This window comes from Paraburkholderia sp. BR10936 (assembly GCF_040965735.1).
In the GTDB taxonomy this organism is placed as follows: Bacteria; Pseudomonadota; Gammaproteobacteria; order Burkholderiales; family Burkholderiaceae; genus Paraburkholderia; species Paraburkholderia nodosa_A.
The window spans coordinates 1-13878 of the sequence record NZ_JBFRCM010000018.1 but is presented as its reverse complement, the minus strand read 5'-3'; the positions used below and the strand labels follow the sequence as shown (position 1 = coordinate 13878).

The following is a 13878-nucleotide window of genomic DNA, read 5'->3' as shown; positions in this document are numbered from 1 at the left end:
CCTTTTTAGTCGGATTCCACGAGACGTTCGCCTGCACCCACAGCTTCGAGTATCCCGACGCGCTTGCTCACATATGCCGCCGACGCGGAGAGCGCGTCGGCGGCCGCACTGAAGCTCGACTTGCGGGCGACCGTGCAGAAGACTCGCAGGTCGTCCAGCTCCGGGTTGGCAGCTGGCTTCATCAGAACGTATGGCGCACGCCGATGCGCACATCGGCCTGCGTGGTCGTGGAAGACGGCGTGAAGCTATAGCCGATCACCGCATCCACGCCTTCCGACGCCTTCAGCCAGTCGCCCGAGATGTAGACGTCCGTGCTCTTCGAAAGCAGGTAATGCATCGCCGCCGAGAGCTGGTTCCAGTGATGGCCGTCGAAGTGCGTGTACTGATAGCCGCCCACGAGACTTGCCGCCGGCGTGATCTGCCAGTTCGCGCCGCCCTCGGCGACCTGCATGTGCTCGCTTTCGCCGAACGCCTTGATCTGCGTGTACGTGAACGCGCCCATCAGCGTGACCTTGTCGACTACGTAGCTCGCGCCGACGCCGAAGGCGCCCTGCTTGTCCACGGGGAACGGCGTGTTGGCATAGAGCGAGCTGACGGCGCCCGTGGCGGGATCGACGCTCACGGTCGGCCTGCCGAAGAACGTGCGCACGCCGATCATGTTGTACGGGTCGAACGCGTAGATGCCCGACGGGTTGTTCAACTGCGTATAGGCCGTGCCCATCGAAAACGCGCCGTGCTGATACTGCGCGCCCACGCTCCACGCGCTGCCCGTATGGAAGTCCCCCGGGGTATTGCTGAACGAGTACATGCCGCCGAACTGGAATCCGCCGAACGTGTTCGACATGAACTTCACGGCGTTCGGCAGATGGTCGCCGTTCATGCGGTCGAAGTCGCCCTGGTTGATGGCGTAGCCACTCGCCCATGACGAGGCGTTGTACAGGTAGACGAACTCCTGGGTCATGTCGATCTGGTTGCCGAACGTGAGCGTACCCCAGTTGTTTTGCAGACCTACATAAGCCTGGCGGCCAAAAAGCGATCCTCCGTTCGTGAGCTGCCCGTTGCCAATGTGAAAGCCGCTCTCCAGCTTGAAGACGGCCTTCAGGCCGCCGCCCAGATCCTCGGTTCCGCGCAGGCCCCAGCGGTTTCCATACGAAACACCGTCGTCGAACTTCACCTGATACGAACCGCCGGCGTTGCTCACGTAGGTGACGCCCGCGTCGAGCACGCCGTAGAGCGTGACGCTGCTTTGTGCACGGGCTGCCATCGGAAGCGCGGCGAGCGCGAGCGCAGCCACATGCAGTGCGGCAAGCCGCATTGTATTCATCGATTTCATGTTGTAGTCGCTGTGGTGGCGCAGTCAGTTCAGGCCGCGGTCGGCTTCGCGCACGAGTTGGCGTTCTTTTTCAATGTCGAGCGAGCGGCAGGTCCACAGATAAACCAGCGCGGCAACGGGCAGGCCCACGAGCATCGCGATGTCGGTGCCGCCAAGCGCATTGGCGACCGGGCCGGTGTAAAGCTCCGTCTTGAAGAACGGGATCATCGCGACGAAGCCCACCGCGTAGGCGGTCAGGCCGCGCCAGTTCCAGCGGCCGTAAATGCCGCGCGGGTTGAAGATCTCGCGCACCGAGTAATGCGAGTGACGCACGATGAAGAAGTCGACCAGGTTGATCGCGGTCCACGGCGTGAACAGGTAGCCGAGAATGCCGAGGAAATCGCCGAACTTGCCCATGAAGTTGTCCGACGCCGCGAACGCGAGCGATGTCGCCGTGAGCGCTACCACGATGAGGCTCACCACGCGCTTGGTCGCGTTCGACTTGAGCGGCTTGAACGAGTCGGTGATGCTGAGCAGCGTGAGCGACGCGCCGTAGAAGTTCAGGCCGGTAATGGCGAGCAGCCCCAGCAGCGAAAGCAGCAGCGTGACCGTGCCGAAGCCCGGAAAGATCATGTCTCCCGCGCGCTGAACCGCATCGGAAATCTCGATCTGCGCGTTGAGCGCCGCCGCGGCGGTGCCCACCAGCATCATCCAGACGCCGCCGATGAACGCGCCAAGGAAGGTCCACCAGAAGGTGGCACGCACACCGGTATTGGGCGGCAAGTACCGCGAGTAGTCCGAAACGTAGATCGACCACGAAAGCTGATAAGCCGCCGCCGAGAAGAGCTGGACGAGGAACGGCGTGGTCTTGAAGCCGGCGAAGCTCAGCTGGCCCGCGGGGAACGGCACTTTCACGCACATGCCGATGCTGAAGATCGTGAGCGCGGCGAGCAGCGCGAACGCGAGCCAGCGCTGCGCCTTGTGGATCAGGTCGTAGCCGAATACCGCGAGCGCGACCGCAATCACGGTGAAGACGATGTAGCTCAGATGCGGTTCCGTGCCCAGCAGATGATGCGCGGTCTGCCCCGCCATCAGCTGGTTGAACGAGTTGTAGCCGATATAGGTGACGAGCGCGACCACCCACACGAGCAACGCGCCCATATAGCCGAACTGCGGGCGCGACTGGATCATCTGGGGTAGCCCGAGCTGCGGGCCCTGGCTCGAATGGAACGCCATGAAGAAAGTGCCGAGCACGTTGCCGAGCACGATGGCGATCGCACTCCACAACAGGTTGCCGCCCATGCTGATGCCGATCGCACCGGCCGCGATGGTCGCGAGATTGGCATCGCCCGTGAACCATACCGGCCACAGGTGCCACGCCCGGCCCTTGCGTTCGGCGAGCGGCACGTAGTCGATCGAGCGTGATTCGATACGGGATTTGGCGCGCGACGGCTCGTTGGCCAGCGCTTCGGCTATTGCCTCTTGGGACATGTCTCCTCCAGTTGTGGGGTGGCTCGCGCGGCCCCGCATGACGCGGCTGCGCTTCCCACGCCGGCCCCGATACCAGAGGTTCCAGTTTCCAGACACGGCGCGGTTATCCTGCGGTTAATCTAAAACCATCAGTTAACAATGTTACGCACCGTAGAGAGGTTCGTCGCACTATCGCATCCTCCTATTGACGCCCGGGGAGAAATCGATTTGCTTTGCCAAACGTCAATGGACATTGATTTACAAGAACAAGAATAGCCTCGGTGCATCAACGGAAGAGCCGTCTCCGACAACGTCAAGGGATAACCCTGATCCACTGCCGCCGAAATTTCACTTATATTTTCGTTAACTTATAGTTTCATCGTAACTGTTAGTTAACCAACCCCAGTGCGGCGGACCCCATGACCTACCTCCCGATCGAATTCCACAAGAAACCCGAACAGCCGAAACTCCCGGCCGACTTCTGCGCCAACCCGGAACTCGCCTGGACCATCCCGGCGAGCTACTACACCTCCGAGGCGGTTTACAAGTCGGAAGAACAGAAGATCTTCGAGAACGCGTGGATCTGCGTCGCGCACCGCAGCGAGCTGGCCGAGACGAACGCCTATGTGACGCGCGAGGTGGTGGGCGAAAACATTCTGCTCGTGCGCGGCAAGGACAGCGTCCTGCGCGCCTTCTATAACGTCTGCCCGCACCGTGGCCACCAACTGCTCGAAGGCAGCGGCAAGGCGAAGAACGTCATCACCTGCCCGTACCACGCCTGGGCGTTCAAGCTCGACGGCGCGCTCGCGCACGCCAACAACTGCGATCACGTGGAGTCGTTCGACAAGGAGAACTCCACGCTCGTGCCGGTGCGCGTGGAGGAATACGCAGGCTTCGTGTTCATCAACCTGAACCCGGACGCACAAGGCGTGGAAGCGCAGCTGCCGGGCCTCGAAGCCAGCCTGCGCAAGGCTTGCCCGGTGATCGACGACCTCAAGCTGGCTGCCCGCTTCGTGACCGAAACGCCGGCCAACTGGAAGTCGATCGTCGATAACTATCTGGAGTGCTACCACTGCGGCCCGGCTCATCCCGGCTTCTCGGACTCCGTGAAGATCGACCAGTACACGCACACGCTGCACGGCAACTGGACGGTGCAATTCGGTCATGCGCAATCGTCGGAGCGCTCGTTCAAGCTCGATCCGTCCGTGAAGGACCCGAGCTTCAGCGGCTACTGGGCGTGGCCATGCACGATGTTCAACGTGCCGCCGGGCAGCGACTTCATGACGGTCATCTATGAATTCCCGATGAGCGCCGAAGTCACGCTCCAGCACTACGACATCTACTTCCTGAACGATGAACCGACGGAAGAGCAGCAAAAGCTGATCGAGTGGTATCGCACCGTGTTCCGCCCGGAAGACCTGCGCCTCGTGGAAAGCGTGCAGAAGGGCCTGAAGTCGCGTGGCTATCGCGGCCAGGGCCGCATCATGGTCGACAAGCAGCGCAGCGGCATCAGCGAGCACGGCATCGCGCACTTCCACAATCTGCTCGCGCAGCAGTATCAGGACTAAGAGGCCGGCATGACGAAACTTCAACATCACGGCCTGCTGCGCGAGCAGGCCTATATCGACGGCCAGTGGCGCGGCGCCGACGACGGCGCCACGCTCGAGGTCCACAACCCCTCCACCGGCGAGCGCATCGCGAACGTGCCGAACATGGGCGCGCCGGAAGCACGCACGGCCATCGAAGCCGCGCACCGCGCCTTCCCGGCCTGGCGCGCCACCACCGCGAAGGAGCGCGCGCGCCTGTTGCGCAACTGGTTCGAGCTCGTGACGGCGAATCAGGAAGCGCTGGCCCAGATCATGACGCGCGAGCAAGGCAAGCCGCTCGCGGAAGCACGCGGCGAGATCGGCTACGCGGCCTCGTTCATCGAGTGGTTCGCTGAGCAGGGCAAGCGCATCGACGGCGACGTGATCCCGAGCCCGAACCCGGACCAGCGCCTCGTCGTGACGAAGGAGCCGATCGGCGTGTGCGCCGCCATCACGCCGTGGAATTTCCCGGCCGCGATGATCACCCGCAAGGCCGCACCGGCGCTTGCCGCCGGCTGCACCATCGTCATCAAGCCCGCCAACGAGACGCCGCTTTCCGCGTTCGCACTCGCGGCACTGGCGGAACAGGCCGGCATTCCGGCCGGCGTGATCAACATCGTCACGGGCAAGTCGCGCGAGATCGGCCTCGAAATGACGTCGAGCCCGCTCGTCAGGAAGCTCACGTTCACGGGCTCGACCGAAGTGGGCCGCCTCCTGATGCGCCAGTGCTCGGACACGGTCAAGAAGGTCTCGCTGGAGCTGGGCGGCAACGCGCCGTTCATCGTGTTCGACGATGCGGATCTGGACGCCGCCATCGAGGGCGCCCTGCTGTCGAAGTACCGCAACGCCGGCCAGACCTGCGTGTGCGCGAACCGCTTCTACGTGCACGATGCCCTGTACGACGAGTTCTGCCGCCGCTTTGCCGAGCGCGTGAGCGCCTTCAAGGTCGACGACGGTTTCGCCGAAGGCGTGAACATCGGCCCGCTCATTACCGAAGCGGCACGCGACAAGGTCGACGGCCTCGTGCGCGACGCCGTTGCGCAAGGCGCGCACGTAGTCACAGGCGGCGCGCCGCATGCACGCGGCGGCAACTTCTACGCGCCCACCGTGCTCGCCGATGCGAAACCCGGCATGGCCGTGCTCGCCGAGGAAATCTTCGGGCCGGTCGCCCCCATCGTGCGCTTTTCGAGCGACGCGGAAGTCGTGCAGCTCGCGAACGATTCGATCTATGGCCTCGCCGCGTACTTCTACAGCCGCGACATCGGCCGCATCTGGCGCGTGGCCGACCAGCTGGAGTACGGCATCGTCGGTATCAACACGGGCCTGATCTCCAACGAGGTCGCGCCGTTCGGCGGCGTGAAGCAGTCGGGCATCGGCCGCGAAGGCTCGAAGTACGGGATCGAAGACTATCTGTCGATCAAGTACCTCTGCATGGCGGGTGTCACGCGCTAAGGCGGGCGCCCAGCTTCGCGCGGATGCGGACCGTGCCGCATCCGCTGCTTTTTCCGGATTCAGAAGTCAAGGAAATCAACATGAACGCCCGCGAATCGATCACTGTCGACGTCGTCGCCGTCGAACAACTCACTCCGCTCATCAAGCGCTTCACGCTTGCGCTGCCCGATGGCGCCCCGCTGCCCGAATTCAGCGGCGGCGCCCACGTGCTCGTCTCGATGCAGGACGGCGAGCAGTGGCACCACAATGCGTATTCGCTCCTGAGTTCGCCGCACGACACGCGCCAGTATCAGATCGCCGTGCGCCGCGAAGAGGATTCGCGCGGCGGCTCAGCCTTCATGCACGATAAGGTCGAGGCAGGCACGCGGCTCGCGATCGGCTCGCCCGCCAATCTGTTCGAACTCGCGAACACACACGGCCCCAAGCGGCATGTGTTCATCGCGGGAGGCATCGGCATTACGCCCTTTCTCGCGCAACTGGCCGAGCATCGCCCCGAGGATGTCGAGCTGGAACTGCACTACGCGTACCGCAGTCCCGAGCACGGCGCCTTCGTCGACGAGTTGAAGACCGGCCCCCACGCGGCGAACGTGCACTGCTATATCGACAGCGAAGGTCAGAAGCTCGATCTCTTCAAGCTCTTTCACAATCTGCCCGGCGACGCGCATGTCTACGTCTGCGGCCCGCAAGGCCTCAACGACGCGGTCTACGCGAACGCCGCGCTGTTGGGCTGGCCGAAGGCGCAGTTGCACTCGGAGCAGTTCGCCGCGACGGACACGGGCGGCAAGGCGTTCACGGTCGTACTGGCGAAGTCCGGCATCGAACTCGAGGTGGGCGAAGACGAGACCATCCTCAAGGCTATCGAGCGCGCGGGCGTGACGGTGGAGTCGCTGTGCCGCGAAGGCGTGTGCGGCACCTGCGAAGTCCCCATCCTCGAAGGCGAGGCGGATCACCGCGACCAATATCTGGACGACGACGAGAAAGCCGCGCAGAAGACTATTTTGCTGTGCGTGTCGCGAGCGCGCACGCCGCGCCTCGTGATCGACCTCTAGGCCGGCTGCGTAGGCGGGACACCGTGAGACGTCCGTCCGGAACGGCCCGCTTGCCGATCCGTTAAACTAGCGGGAATTACGGAGCAGACGAAACGTCGGGGCCGCGCGCCCCATTCATCAGAGGCGGCATACTCCCGGCCCCGATCGGCGGCCTTGGGGTGTATGCCGCCCTTTTGCGCTTGATTCTTTCGACCGCGCGAGATTCGTCACAGAGGGAAATGGATGTCCGAGGATACGTTCGCGTTCCGTCTGAAAGTGCTGCTCGAGCACAAGAAGCTGAGCCTGCAGCAAGTCGCCGACGCCGTCGGCATTTCACGCCCCGCCGTGCACAAGTGGACGCGCGGCGGCGAGATCGACTATTCGAACCTGCGCCGCCTCGCAGCGTTTCTCGACGTGAACTGGGTCTGGCTGCGCTATGGCGACGATGCCGTGAAAGACCTCGGCATCGCGGGCAATACCGAACTGCCGATGACCGATCTGCGCCGCCGCTACACCGCCGAGATCATGTCGAACGAGGCGCGCATGAAGCAGGCGCAGGAACTGGCGGGCATCGTCACGTGGGAATGGAATCTCGTCACCGACGAGCTGATCTATTCGAGCAACTGCGCGAAGCTTTATGGCCGAGAGATTCACAGCAACGCCGAATTCTGGGAAATCCTCCATCCCGAGGATTCGATCTGGCTGAACGACGAGACGCTTAGAGAGTTGGTCGCGAGCACGGCGCCGCGCGTCTGGGACTTCCGCATCATCTTGCCGGACGGGCAGATCCGCTGGATCGAGTCGCGCGTCGCCACGCTGCTGGACGACGCGGGGCGCCCGGTGCGCGTGGTGGGCACCACCATCGACATCAGTGCGCGCAAGGAAGTGGAATCCGCAGAGCAACGGCGGCTGCAACTGCTCAACGATGCCGCGCGCATTGCGGGCTTCGGCGCCTGGCGCTGGCTGCGAGCGCAGGACGAGCTGATCGTTTCGGACGAATGGTGCCGCCTGTTCGGCGTCGATCCGGCGCACGCGCCGCGCCACTATGTCGAGCTTTCGCGGCACATTCACCCGGATGACCGCGCGGCGCGCGAAGCGGCCGTGAACGAAGCGCTCGCGCACCGCGGCGACTATCGCGTGCTGTATCGGGCGGCGCTGCCCGACGATACGTGGCGGCTGGTGGTGGAGCAAGGCTACGCGCGCGTGGCACCGCATGGCGAGGACGTATGGCTCACGGCACTGTGCCGCGCCGCGCAGCCAGCCGATATGGCGGCAGGCGCCTCCGCGGCTGCACAGCCGGGCGCGGAAGAAAACGCGGCAACGGGGGCCGCGCCGCACTGAGTGCGTGAGCAGTACCGGGGTGTCCAGCGGGGACATCCCACGCCTTTGCGCTTAAAGCGCGGCGGCGACTGCCCTGCCGATCTCCGTGGTGTTCGCCGTGCCGCCCATATCGGGCGTGCGCGGGCCTTCCACCAGCACCTTCTCGATGGCCTGCATGATCGCGTCGTGCGAGAAAGTCGATGTCGCCGGGCTTGCGGTTGGCGAGCGGGCACGGCACGCCGGCAGCAGACGCACCGGGCGCACGTTCACGTACTGGTCGAACTCGCGGCGGAACTTCAGTAGCGACCCCACAGGGAAATGTGATCGGGCACCTTGTCGGGCCAGCCGACCGCGCCGAAATAGATCGCGTCGAAACCCTCGAGCGTGGCGAACCAGTCGTCGGGCATCATCTTGCCGTGCTGCAGGTAGTAGTCGCAGCTTGCCCAGTCGAAATGGCTAATTTCGAGCTTCAGGCCGAACTTCGCGGCCGCCGCCTCGACCACGCGCACGCCCTCGGGCATCACTTCCTGGCCGATACCGTCGCCGGCGATGGCGGCGATTTTGAATGTCTTGCCCATGTCGCGTTCTCCGTTGCGCGGCGCGCCAGAATGGGTGCGCGCTCGATAGCTGCAAGCGTGGCGGAAATTAGCACCTGCCGTGTGGAGGCGTTGAACGCGGGGTGCGAAGAATTGGGTGAAAGGTGTGGTGCTTCATTGCTATTCGGATAAGTATTCTTATCATAAGACATCGATGCTGGTAGAAAACTAGGATGTATGAAAACGCCATACGTTTCCGGCCGTGATTGGCTCCGGACCCATCGCCTCGCGCCGCATCGCACCGGGATGCGCCCCCATTTTATAATAAAGCTTAGGTAAAATTGTGTAGGACTGCAAATTACGAGAACGCAAAGAAGCAAGAGTCGGATTAACCGGCTCATTTTTTGTGTGCGCCCTTGCTCCAGGTTTGGCGCACCTCGCTCGGCAGGCCTACCCACAAAGGTACTCCATGTTATGTGTGGTTTCGCGACCGCCGAAAGCAAATCGCCTCTCGAAGTCGTTGCGGTACAAGCGTGCAATGGGAAGGCGGGCATCGTCAGTGCCGGGTCTTCCGGAAACGGGCCGCTCGTGACGGTGATGTCGTTGACCTCGCTGGCCTCCGAATCTGCGGCGACGCAGACCGGCGTATTCGGGTCCGTACTGCCGAGCACCGTAGAATGTCCCAAAAACGATCTGAAAAAGCCTCGGCCGGTCGGGGTGTCTGAAGAAGAACTAGCTGTCCTTCATCTAAGGGGTGGGAAGTCGTTGCGGTACAAGCGTGCAATGGCGTCCATCGGGTCTTCGTTGTTAATACCGTCACGAATCGCCATTGGGAGTACGCCGTTGCGGCCCCAGAAGCGCGTTTCGTACGCTTCGGCCCACTTTGTCAGCGCTGCTATCTCGCCTTCGCCAAACTCAAAGTAAAAGCCGTTACTTTCGTCGGGCAAGTGGTAACCGTCGTAACTGAGGACGGCAGACATTCTGTTCATGCATTCCGCTTGAAGGCTCACATGAAGCTCTCTCAATATCGTTCTCAGAGTTTCAATCATCACGGCCTGAACTGGGCCGTCATCGGTATCCCCGATGTACTTTTCCGTCGCGATAAATGCTGAAGCGGGGGAGTTCGCGGGCAGGGCGTCACGAAGAATTGCGGCCAGTTGGCCTTTTAGCACTTTAAGGTCATTGGCACGGTGGATGTGCGCCAATATTCGAGTCGTTCCCTTCACGATGCCGAGTATGACGCAGGGCGAGGCCCCAAATGTCGCCAATGCGGTGACCACGGCGCGCGTTCGGGGATGCATGACGCCGATCTCCCCTGCTCCGACCATCAGCCGTCCCATATGAAGGTGTCCCTTGTAGAAGATTGGATCGCCGAAGTCCGGCCAACCGCGCTTAGGGCTGACACACGGCTTTGTCTTGCCGCAGATCGGACGTTTCGGGCTCGAAGTCCGCTTCTACGCGACCAATCTCCATGCGACTGTTCGTTTCCGCACATATAACGCTAATCGAACAGGGCGTGAACAGTCGCTGTTGACTCGGGCCTGTCCGTCGTCCTCAGTTCGACGGCTCCGTCTCCCCTGCGGCGACGTCCCTCATTCTGCGCGCTTCTCTGGCAGCGAGCTCGGTCGTCTGCTTCCCGATACTCACCTCCCCACTCGGGGCTCAGGACTGCAGCCGCGAACAGCGCGTGAGCCCCGATCTGAATGCATTCGTCCATGAGTCTTCCCTTGTTTCGCGCACGCGAGCAGCGAACTGCCGGGTTCGGCCATTTTCGGCCGGTCGACATCGGTGTTTGGATCATCGACAATCTGTAAATTCAAGGCTGCAGCAGCAGCACTACAACGGATTACGGGGCGCATATGGGCTTACGGAGATTGCTGCTGAAAGGCATCGTCGCTAGTGTTGTCGGCGTAATTGGAGCCCTTTGCATCCTGCACGAAGATAGTCGCGCGCGTGCTGACGTTCTTATCGATCGGCCGCCTGCCGATGTCTGGAAAGTCGTATCAAACAGCGCCGCGTATCCCGATTGGAATCCCTTCATTACTCGGGTTGACGGCGAGTTCAGGGAAGGAGCAACAATTCGCATTGTGCTAGGCACTGGACCGGATTCGATGGTATTCAAACCGACTATCGTGCGCGTTCGTCCGGAACAAGACCTTTGCTGGCGTGGCAGTGTATGGATTCGCGGTGTCTTCGACGGTACACATTGCATTCACCTGACAGCCGTAGCCGATGGGACCCATCTTGAGCAAACGGAGTCTTTCTCTGGATTGCTTGTTGGATGGTTGACGAAGGACGTGATCGAGGAAACTCGGCGAAACTTTCAGGCAATGAATGCCGCGGTCAAGCAGCGCGCGGAATCTAAAACGCCTTGAGCGCCCGCGCCCGCTTCTCGTGCGACTCCGCACAAAATCCTTACTCCCACCGATTTACCTGTAAAAGTTGAGGCAATTATGTCGAAACACCCGCGCGAGTTGCTTAAGGCTGCCGATATCGAGGCGATGACGCCGCAGCGTTCTGTCCATCCATTAAACGAAAAGGCCATACGCCTCAAGAAGTCGCTCGGAGACATCACGGGGATCACGCAATTCGGCTTTCATTTGGTGACACTCATGCCCGGGCACGAATCCGCCGAATATCATCGGCATCTCTATGAAGAGGAATGTGTCTACGTCCTTTCAGGGGCCGGGGAGGCAGCCATCGACGGCCAGGTGTATGAAATCGGAGCGGGAGATTTCTTGGGGTTCGCACGGGAAGGCGCTGCCCACAATCTTTCGAACACTGGCGGCATCCCTCTGGTATTAATCATCGCCGGTCAGAGGTTGGAGCACGACGTTTGCGATTACCCGCGCAAACGTAAGAGGCTATACGTGGCCGGCCCCAGTGAGGTACTCGTTGACTTTGGCCACGACGGCACAGAATAAATATCGTCCATCGAAGTCGCGCCGACGTTCTGCACTGTTTACAGCACCATTCGTGCAAGACGAGCGACTCCCGGCAATTGTCTGATTCGACCTGGCTCGAAGATCGCCGACGATTTGCGGCCCCCGGGGCGCGGCCGAACGGCCGCTTCCAGCAAGTCCGAGCGTCCGTAACGGGTCGGTTATGCCGTTGCGTGAGATGCTGGCCGGGGGGCGAGCGCCGTGCCCGGTCGTGGGACGCAGTGCGGCCACAAGCGGTCCTTCGACACCGCCGCGGAAATCGTCGACAATCTGCATATCTTCTTTATCCGCGGTGTTGAAGAACCTAGATGGAATCGCACGTAATCCAGTTTACGGAGAAAGAGCTTAGCCACTGGGCTGGCATGGGTGAATATGTACTACTACCGCCGGACGGCAGCTACGAGATAGCACTGAAATACGAAGGGGAACCGCCGCATGGTGACTCGTACCACACCGCCATAGTGGACGGCCGCCAGTTGCCCGGCTACGCGTGGGGCTGCATATTCTCGATGTCCGCTTGCTCGGGTTTCGTAGCATTCAGTTGGATGGAGCGTAAGTTCGAAAGGCTGACGACAATCGTCGATGTGAGACGCAGCTTGTACTTTGTCCTGCCCATGTATATCTACTATCCGTGCATCGAATGGCCCGCAGTTCTACCTGGGCCAGCCTCCGGGCCGGAACACTACGCATTCGTTGGCTCCGAGGTCTGGAGAGCGTTTTGACGCCGCCATGATCGCTATATCCGGCGCCGCTCATATAGCATCAGTCGGCCAGGGGCGGTCATTGGGCTAGTGCTCCCAGATGAACGACAATCTAGAACGTGCCAATGGCAACGCTGCTTGTCAAAATTCCACCACAGAAACCTGAGGCACCCTGATGCAACTCGTAAGCTATCTCGGCAAAAATCTGAAGAGCGACTCGGTCATCGAGGTACTAGAGCACTTTGACATGGACGTTGTCTATGATTTCGACCGCCTACACGAAAACACTGCTGATAGCTTCAGTTCGTCTGCGAAATCGGCGGCCTTTGAATTCCGATTCGACGAGACGCAACGTCTCTCGGTCATCTGGTGCTACATCCGACCTCGCTCCGGCTTTTCCGCGATAAGTAGTGACGTCATTGGAGTTCCCTGCTTCAACGCCTATGCCGCAGCCATGCATTTCGCAACGAGCGCTGGCATCAAGACGTCTCAAGCGAAGGATGGAGCTGCGTGGATTCGATTTGAACAGCAGGGTGTGTGGACTCACTATGAGTTCTCAGACGACCAATTGTCGCTCGTGACACTGACGCTTCCATAGCGACACGCCAGTGTCCGCTATATCGGGTCGGGTTATGCCATTTGTATCGCGCGCACGCCCGAGACGATCATCGCGTTCGGTCATCTGGCGCTGAACGGCCACATGCGGCCGCTCGACAGAAGCTGCTAGATTGCTGACAATCCTGAGACGGCAGGTAGGTGATTCACTCCGAGTAGGCCCAAAAACCTAATGGAAGGCCGAAGGACATTTCAACTCAAACTTACGATTCGGCGTCAATGAGCTCACAACTGTCTTGGGACGATATTTTTGTCGATGCGGCACATCTTGATTTTGGTAATCTCTTGGCGCAGTGGCCAAGCTTGGTCAATGGTCCGGTTAGGCCGATAGGGGCGTCCGTCTTCGGCGATCTATTCTTTGAGCGCCGATCAGGGAAGGTTGAGAAAATTGATGTGTTGGAGGGTGGACTTCATCCTATTGCAGACAGCTTCAGGGATTTCTCAGCGCTGGTGAATTCCCGCGATTGGCAGGAGCAGCACCTTCTGACTGAGGGTGTTGCTTTGTTGAAAGACAAGGGAGTAACCCGAGCCGTTGACCAGTTCTTCGGATTTGCCCCGCATCCTTCACTCGCGGGGAGAATAGTTTGGTCAACCGTGATGCCGCTCGACGCCGTCGTTTGGAATTCGATTTGCGCACAAACCTTGTCCAGTCATAGCTAACCCCTTTCTCAGAATGGCTCTTGCAATTGCCGGATGGCGAGCATATGCCTCGACGCCGCAGAGCGTCATTGATTGATCGCTTACGAAACGGATTGAACGACTGCTTTGGAGCGGGATGACTGTCTGGTTCGGGTCCAGCCTGTGTGAAAACGTGTTAGTCGCCTAAACTGAATCAACGCACTGAGATCTGGGTGACTCATGAAGCGATTCGTTGAAGGCGATGACCGCAAACAGGTCGCACTACTTCCCGAATGTG

At 60.9% G+C, this 13878-nt stretch carries 12 protein-coding genes and 2 pseudogenes; 9 read left to right on the top strand and 5 right to left on the bottom strand.

What is annotated here, in order from left to right; genetic code table 11:
- Window positions 1-44 precede the first annotated feature (44 nt).
- The 3 genes and pseudogenes from AB4Y36_RS30765 to AB4Y36_RS30755 form a co-directional block, all read right to left on the bottom strand.
- Window positions 45-182: pseudogene (locus AB4Y36_RS30765) on the bottom strand (LysR family transcriptional regulator); the annotation flags it as partial.
- Window positions 182-1333 (bottom strand): porin, encoded by a 1152-nt coding sequence (locus AB4Y36_RS30760; RefSeq protein ID WP_368684988.1) that lies wholly within the window; start codon window positions 1331-1333, stop codon window positions 182-184. The pseudogene AB4Y36_RS30765 and the gene AB4Y36_RS30760, both read right to left, overlap by 1 nt.
- A 24-nt stretch (window positions 1334-1357) precedes the next feature.
- Window positions 1358-2803 (bottom strand): cytosine permease, encoded by a 1446-nt coding sequence (locus AB4Y36_RS30755; RefSeq protein ID WP_342948079.1) that lies wholly within the window; start codon window positions 2801-2803, stop codon window positions 1358-1360.
- A gap of 398 nt (window positions 2804-3201) precedes the next feature.
- Between AB4Y36_RS30755 and AB4Y36_RS30750 the strand changes: the two genes are divergently transcribed.
- The 4 genes from AB4Y36_RS30750 to AB4Y36_RS30735 all read left to right on the top strand — a co-directional run bounded on the left by AB4Y36_RS30750 (window position 3202) and on the right by AB4Y36_RS30735 (window position 8189).
- Window positions 3202-4350, top strand: a complete 1149-nt coding sequence (locus AB4Y36_RS30750) for a ring-hydroxylating oxygenase subunit alpha (RefSeq protein ID WP_342948080.1) — start codon at window positions 3202-3204, stop codon at window positions 4348-4350.
- Between the two features lie 9 nt (window positions 4351-4359).
- Window positions 4360-5820, top strand: a complete 1461-nt coding sequence (locus tag AB4Y36_RS30745) for an NAD-dependent succinate-semialdehyde dehydrogenase (protein ID WP_368684987.1) — start codon at window positions 4360-4362, stop codon at window positions 5818-5820.
- An 80-nt stretch (window positions 5821-5900) separates the two neighbouring features.
- The gene (locus tag AB4Y36_RS30740; protein WP_368619645.1) at window positions 5901-6869 is read left to right on the top strand and encodes a 2Fe-2S iron-sulfur cluster-binding protein; all 969 of its coding nucleotides are present in this window, start codon (window positions 5901-5903) and stop codon (window positions 6867-6869) included.
- A gap of 222 nt (window positions 6870-7091) precedes the next feature.
- Entirely contained in the window at window positions 7092-8189 is a 1098-nt protein-coding gene (locus tag AB4Y36_RS30735; protein ID WP_069267192.1) for a PAS domain-containing protein, read from the top strand.
- Window positions 8190-8361: 172 nt separating this feature from the next.
- Here AB4Y36_RS30735 and AB4Y36_RS30730 read toward each other — a convergent pair.
- Window positions 8362-8746 (bottom strand): annotated as a pseudogene (locus AB4Y36_RS30730) (isocitrate/isopropylmalate family dehydrogenase); the annotation flags it as partial.
- Between the two features lie 701 nt (window positions 8747-9447).
- Window positions 9448-10005 carry a hypothetical protein gene (locus tag AB4Y36_RS30725; RefSeq protein ID WP_368684986.1) on the bottom strand — a complete coding sequence of 186 codons (558 nt, stop codon included), beginning with the start codon at window positions 10003-10005 and terminating at the stop codon, window positions 9448-9450.
- Window positions 10006-10578: 573 nt separating this feature from the next.
- Between AB4Y36_RS30725 and AB4Y36_RS30720 the strand changes: the two genes are divergently transcribed.
- From AB4Y36_RS30720 to AB4Y36_RS30700, 5 genes are all read left to right on the top strand, one after another.
- On the top strand, window positions 10579-11079 hold the full coding sequence (locus AB4Y36_RS30720; RefSeq protein WP_368602920.1) for an SRPBCC family protein: 501 nt from the start codon (window positions 10579-10581) through the stop codon (window positions 11077-11079).
- Between the two features lie 78 nt (window positions 11080-11157).
- Window positions 11158-11628 carry a cupin domain-containing protein gene (locus AB4Y36_RS30715; protein ID WP_083245393.1) on the top strand — a complete coding sequence of 157 codons (471 nt, stop codon included), beginning with the start codon at window positions 11158-11160 and terminating at the stop codon, window positions 11626-11628.
- Between the two features lie 326 nt (window positions 11629-11954).
- The gene (locus AB4Y36_RS30710; RefSeq protein WP_368684985.1) at window positions 11955-12368 is read left to right on the top strand and encodes a hypothetical protein; all 414 of its coding nucleotides are present in this window, start codon (window positions 11955-11957) and stop codon (window positions 12366-12368) included.
- A 154-nt stretch (window positions 12369-12522) separates the two neighbouring features.
- Window positions 12523-12945, top strand: a complete 423-nt coding sequence (locus AB4Y36_RS30705; protein WP_368684984.1) for a hypothetical protein — start codon at window positions 12523-12525, stop codon at window positions 12943-12945.
- Between the two features lie 236 nt (window positions 12946-13181).
- Window positions 13182-13622, top strand: a complete 441-nt coding sequence (locus AB4Y36_RS30700; RefSeq protein WP_368684983.1) for a hypothetical protein — start codon at window positions 13182-13184, stop codon at window positions 13620-13622.
- The last annotated feature ends 256 nt before the right edge of the window (window positions 13623-13878 follow it).

Coding starts and splice junctions, on each gene's coding strand:
- AB4Y36_RS30760 (WP_368684988.1), bottom strand. CDS start 1,333: ATGAAATCGATGAATACAATGCGGCTTGCCGCACTGCATGTGGCTGCG.
- AB4Y36_RS30745 (WP_368684987.1), top strand. CDS start 4,360: ATGACGAAACTTCAACATCACGGCCTGCTGCGCGAGCAGGCCTATATC.
- AB4Y36_RS30735 (WP_069267192.1), top strand. CDS start 7,092: ATGTCCGAGGATACGTTCGCGTTCCGTCTGAAAGTGCTGCTCGAGCAC.
- AB4Y36_RS30725 (WP_368684986.1), bottom strand. CDS start 10,005: ATGCATCCCCGAACGCGCGCCGTGGTCACCGCATTGGCGACATTTGGG.
- AB4Y36_RS30705 (WP_368684984.1), top strand. CDS start 12,523: ATGCAACTCGTAAGCTATCTCGGCAAAAATCTGAAGAGCGACTCGGTC.
- AB4Y36_RS30755 (WP_342948079.1), bottom strand. CDS start 2,803: ATGTCCCAAGAGGCAATAGCCGAAGCGCTGGCCAACGAGCCGTCGCGC.
- AB4Y36_RS30715 (WP_083245393.1), top strand. CDS start 11,158: ATGTCGAAACACCCGCGCGAGTTGCTTAAGGCTGCCGATATCGAGGCG.
- AB4Y36_RS30710 (WP_368684985.1), top strand. CDS start 11,955: ATGGAATCGCACGTAATCCAGTTTACGGAGAAAGAGCTTAGCCACTGG.
- AB4Y36_RS30700 (WP_368684983.1), top strand. CDS start 13,182: ATGAGCTCACAACTGTCTTGGGACGATATTTTTGTCGATGCGGCACAT.
- AB4Y36_RS30740 (WP_368619645.1), top strand. CDS start 5,901: ATGAACGCCCGCGAATCGATCACTGTCGACGTCGTCGCCGTCGAACAA.
- AB4Y36_RS30750 (WP_342948080.1), top strand. CDS start 3,202: ATGACCTACCTCCCGATCGAATTCCACAAGAAACCCGAACAGCCGAAA.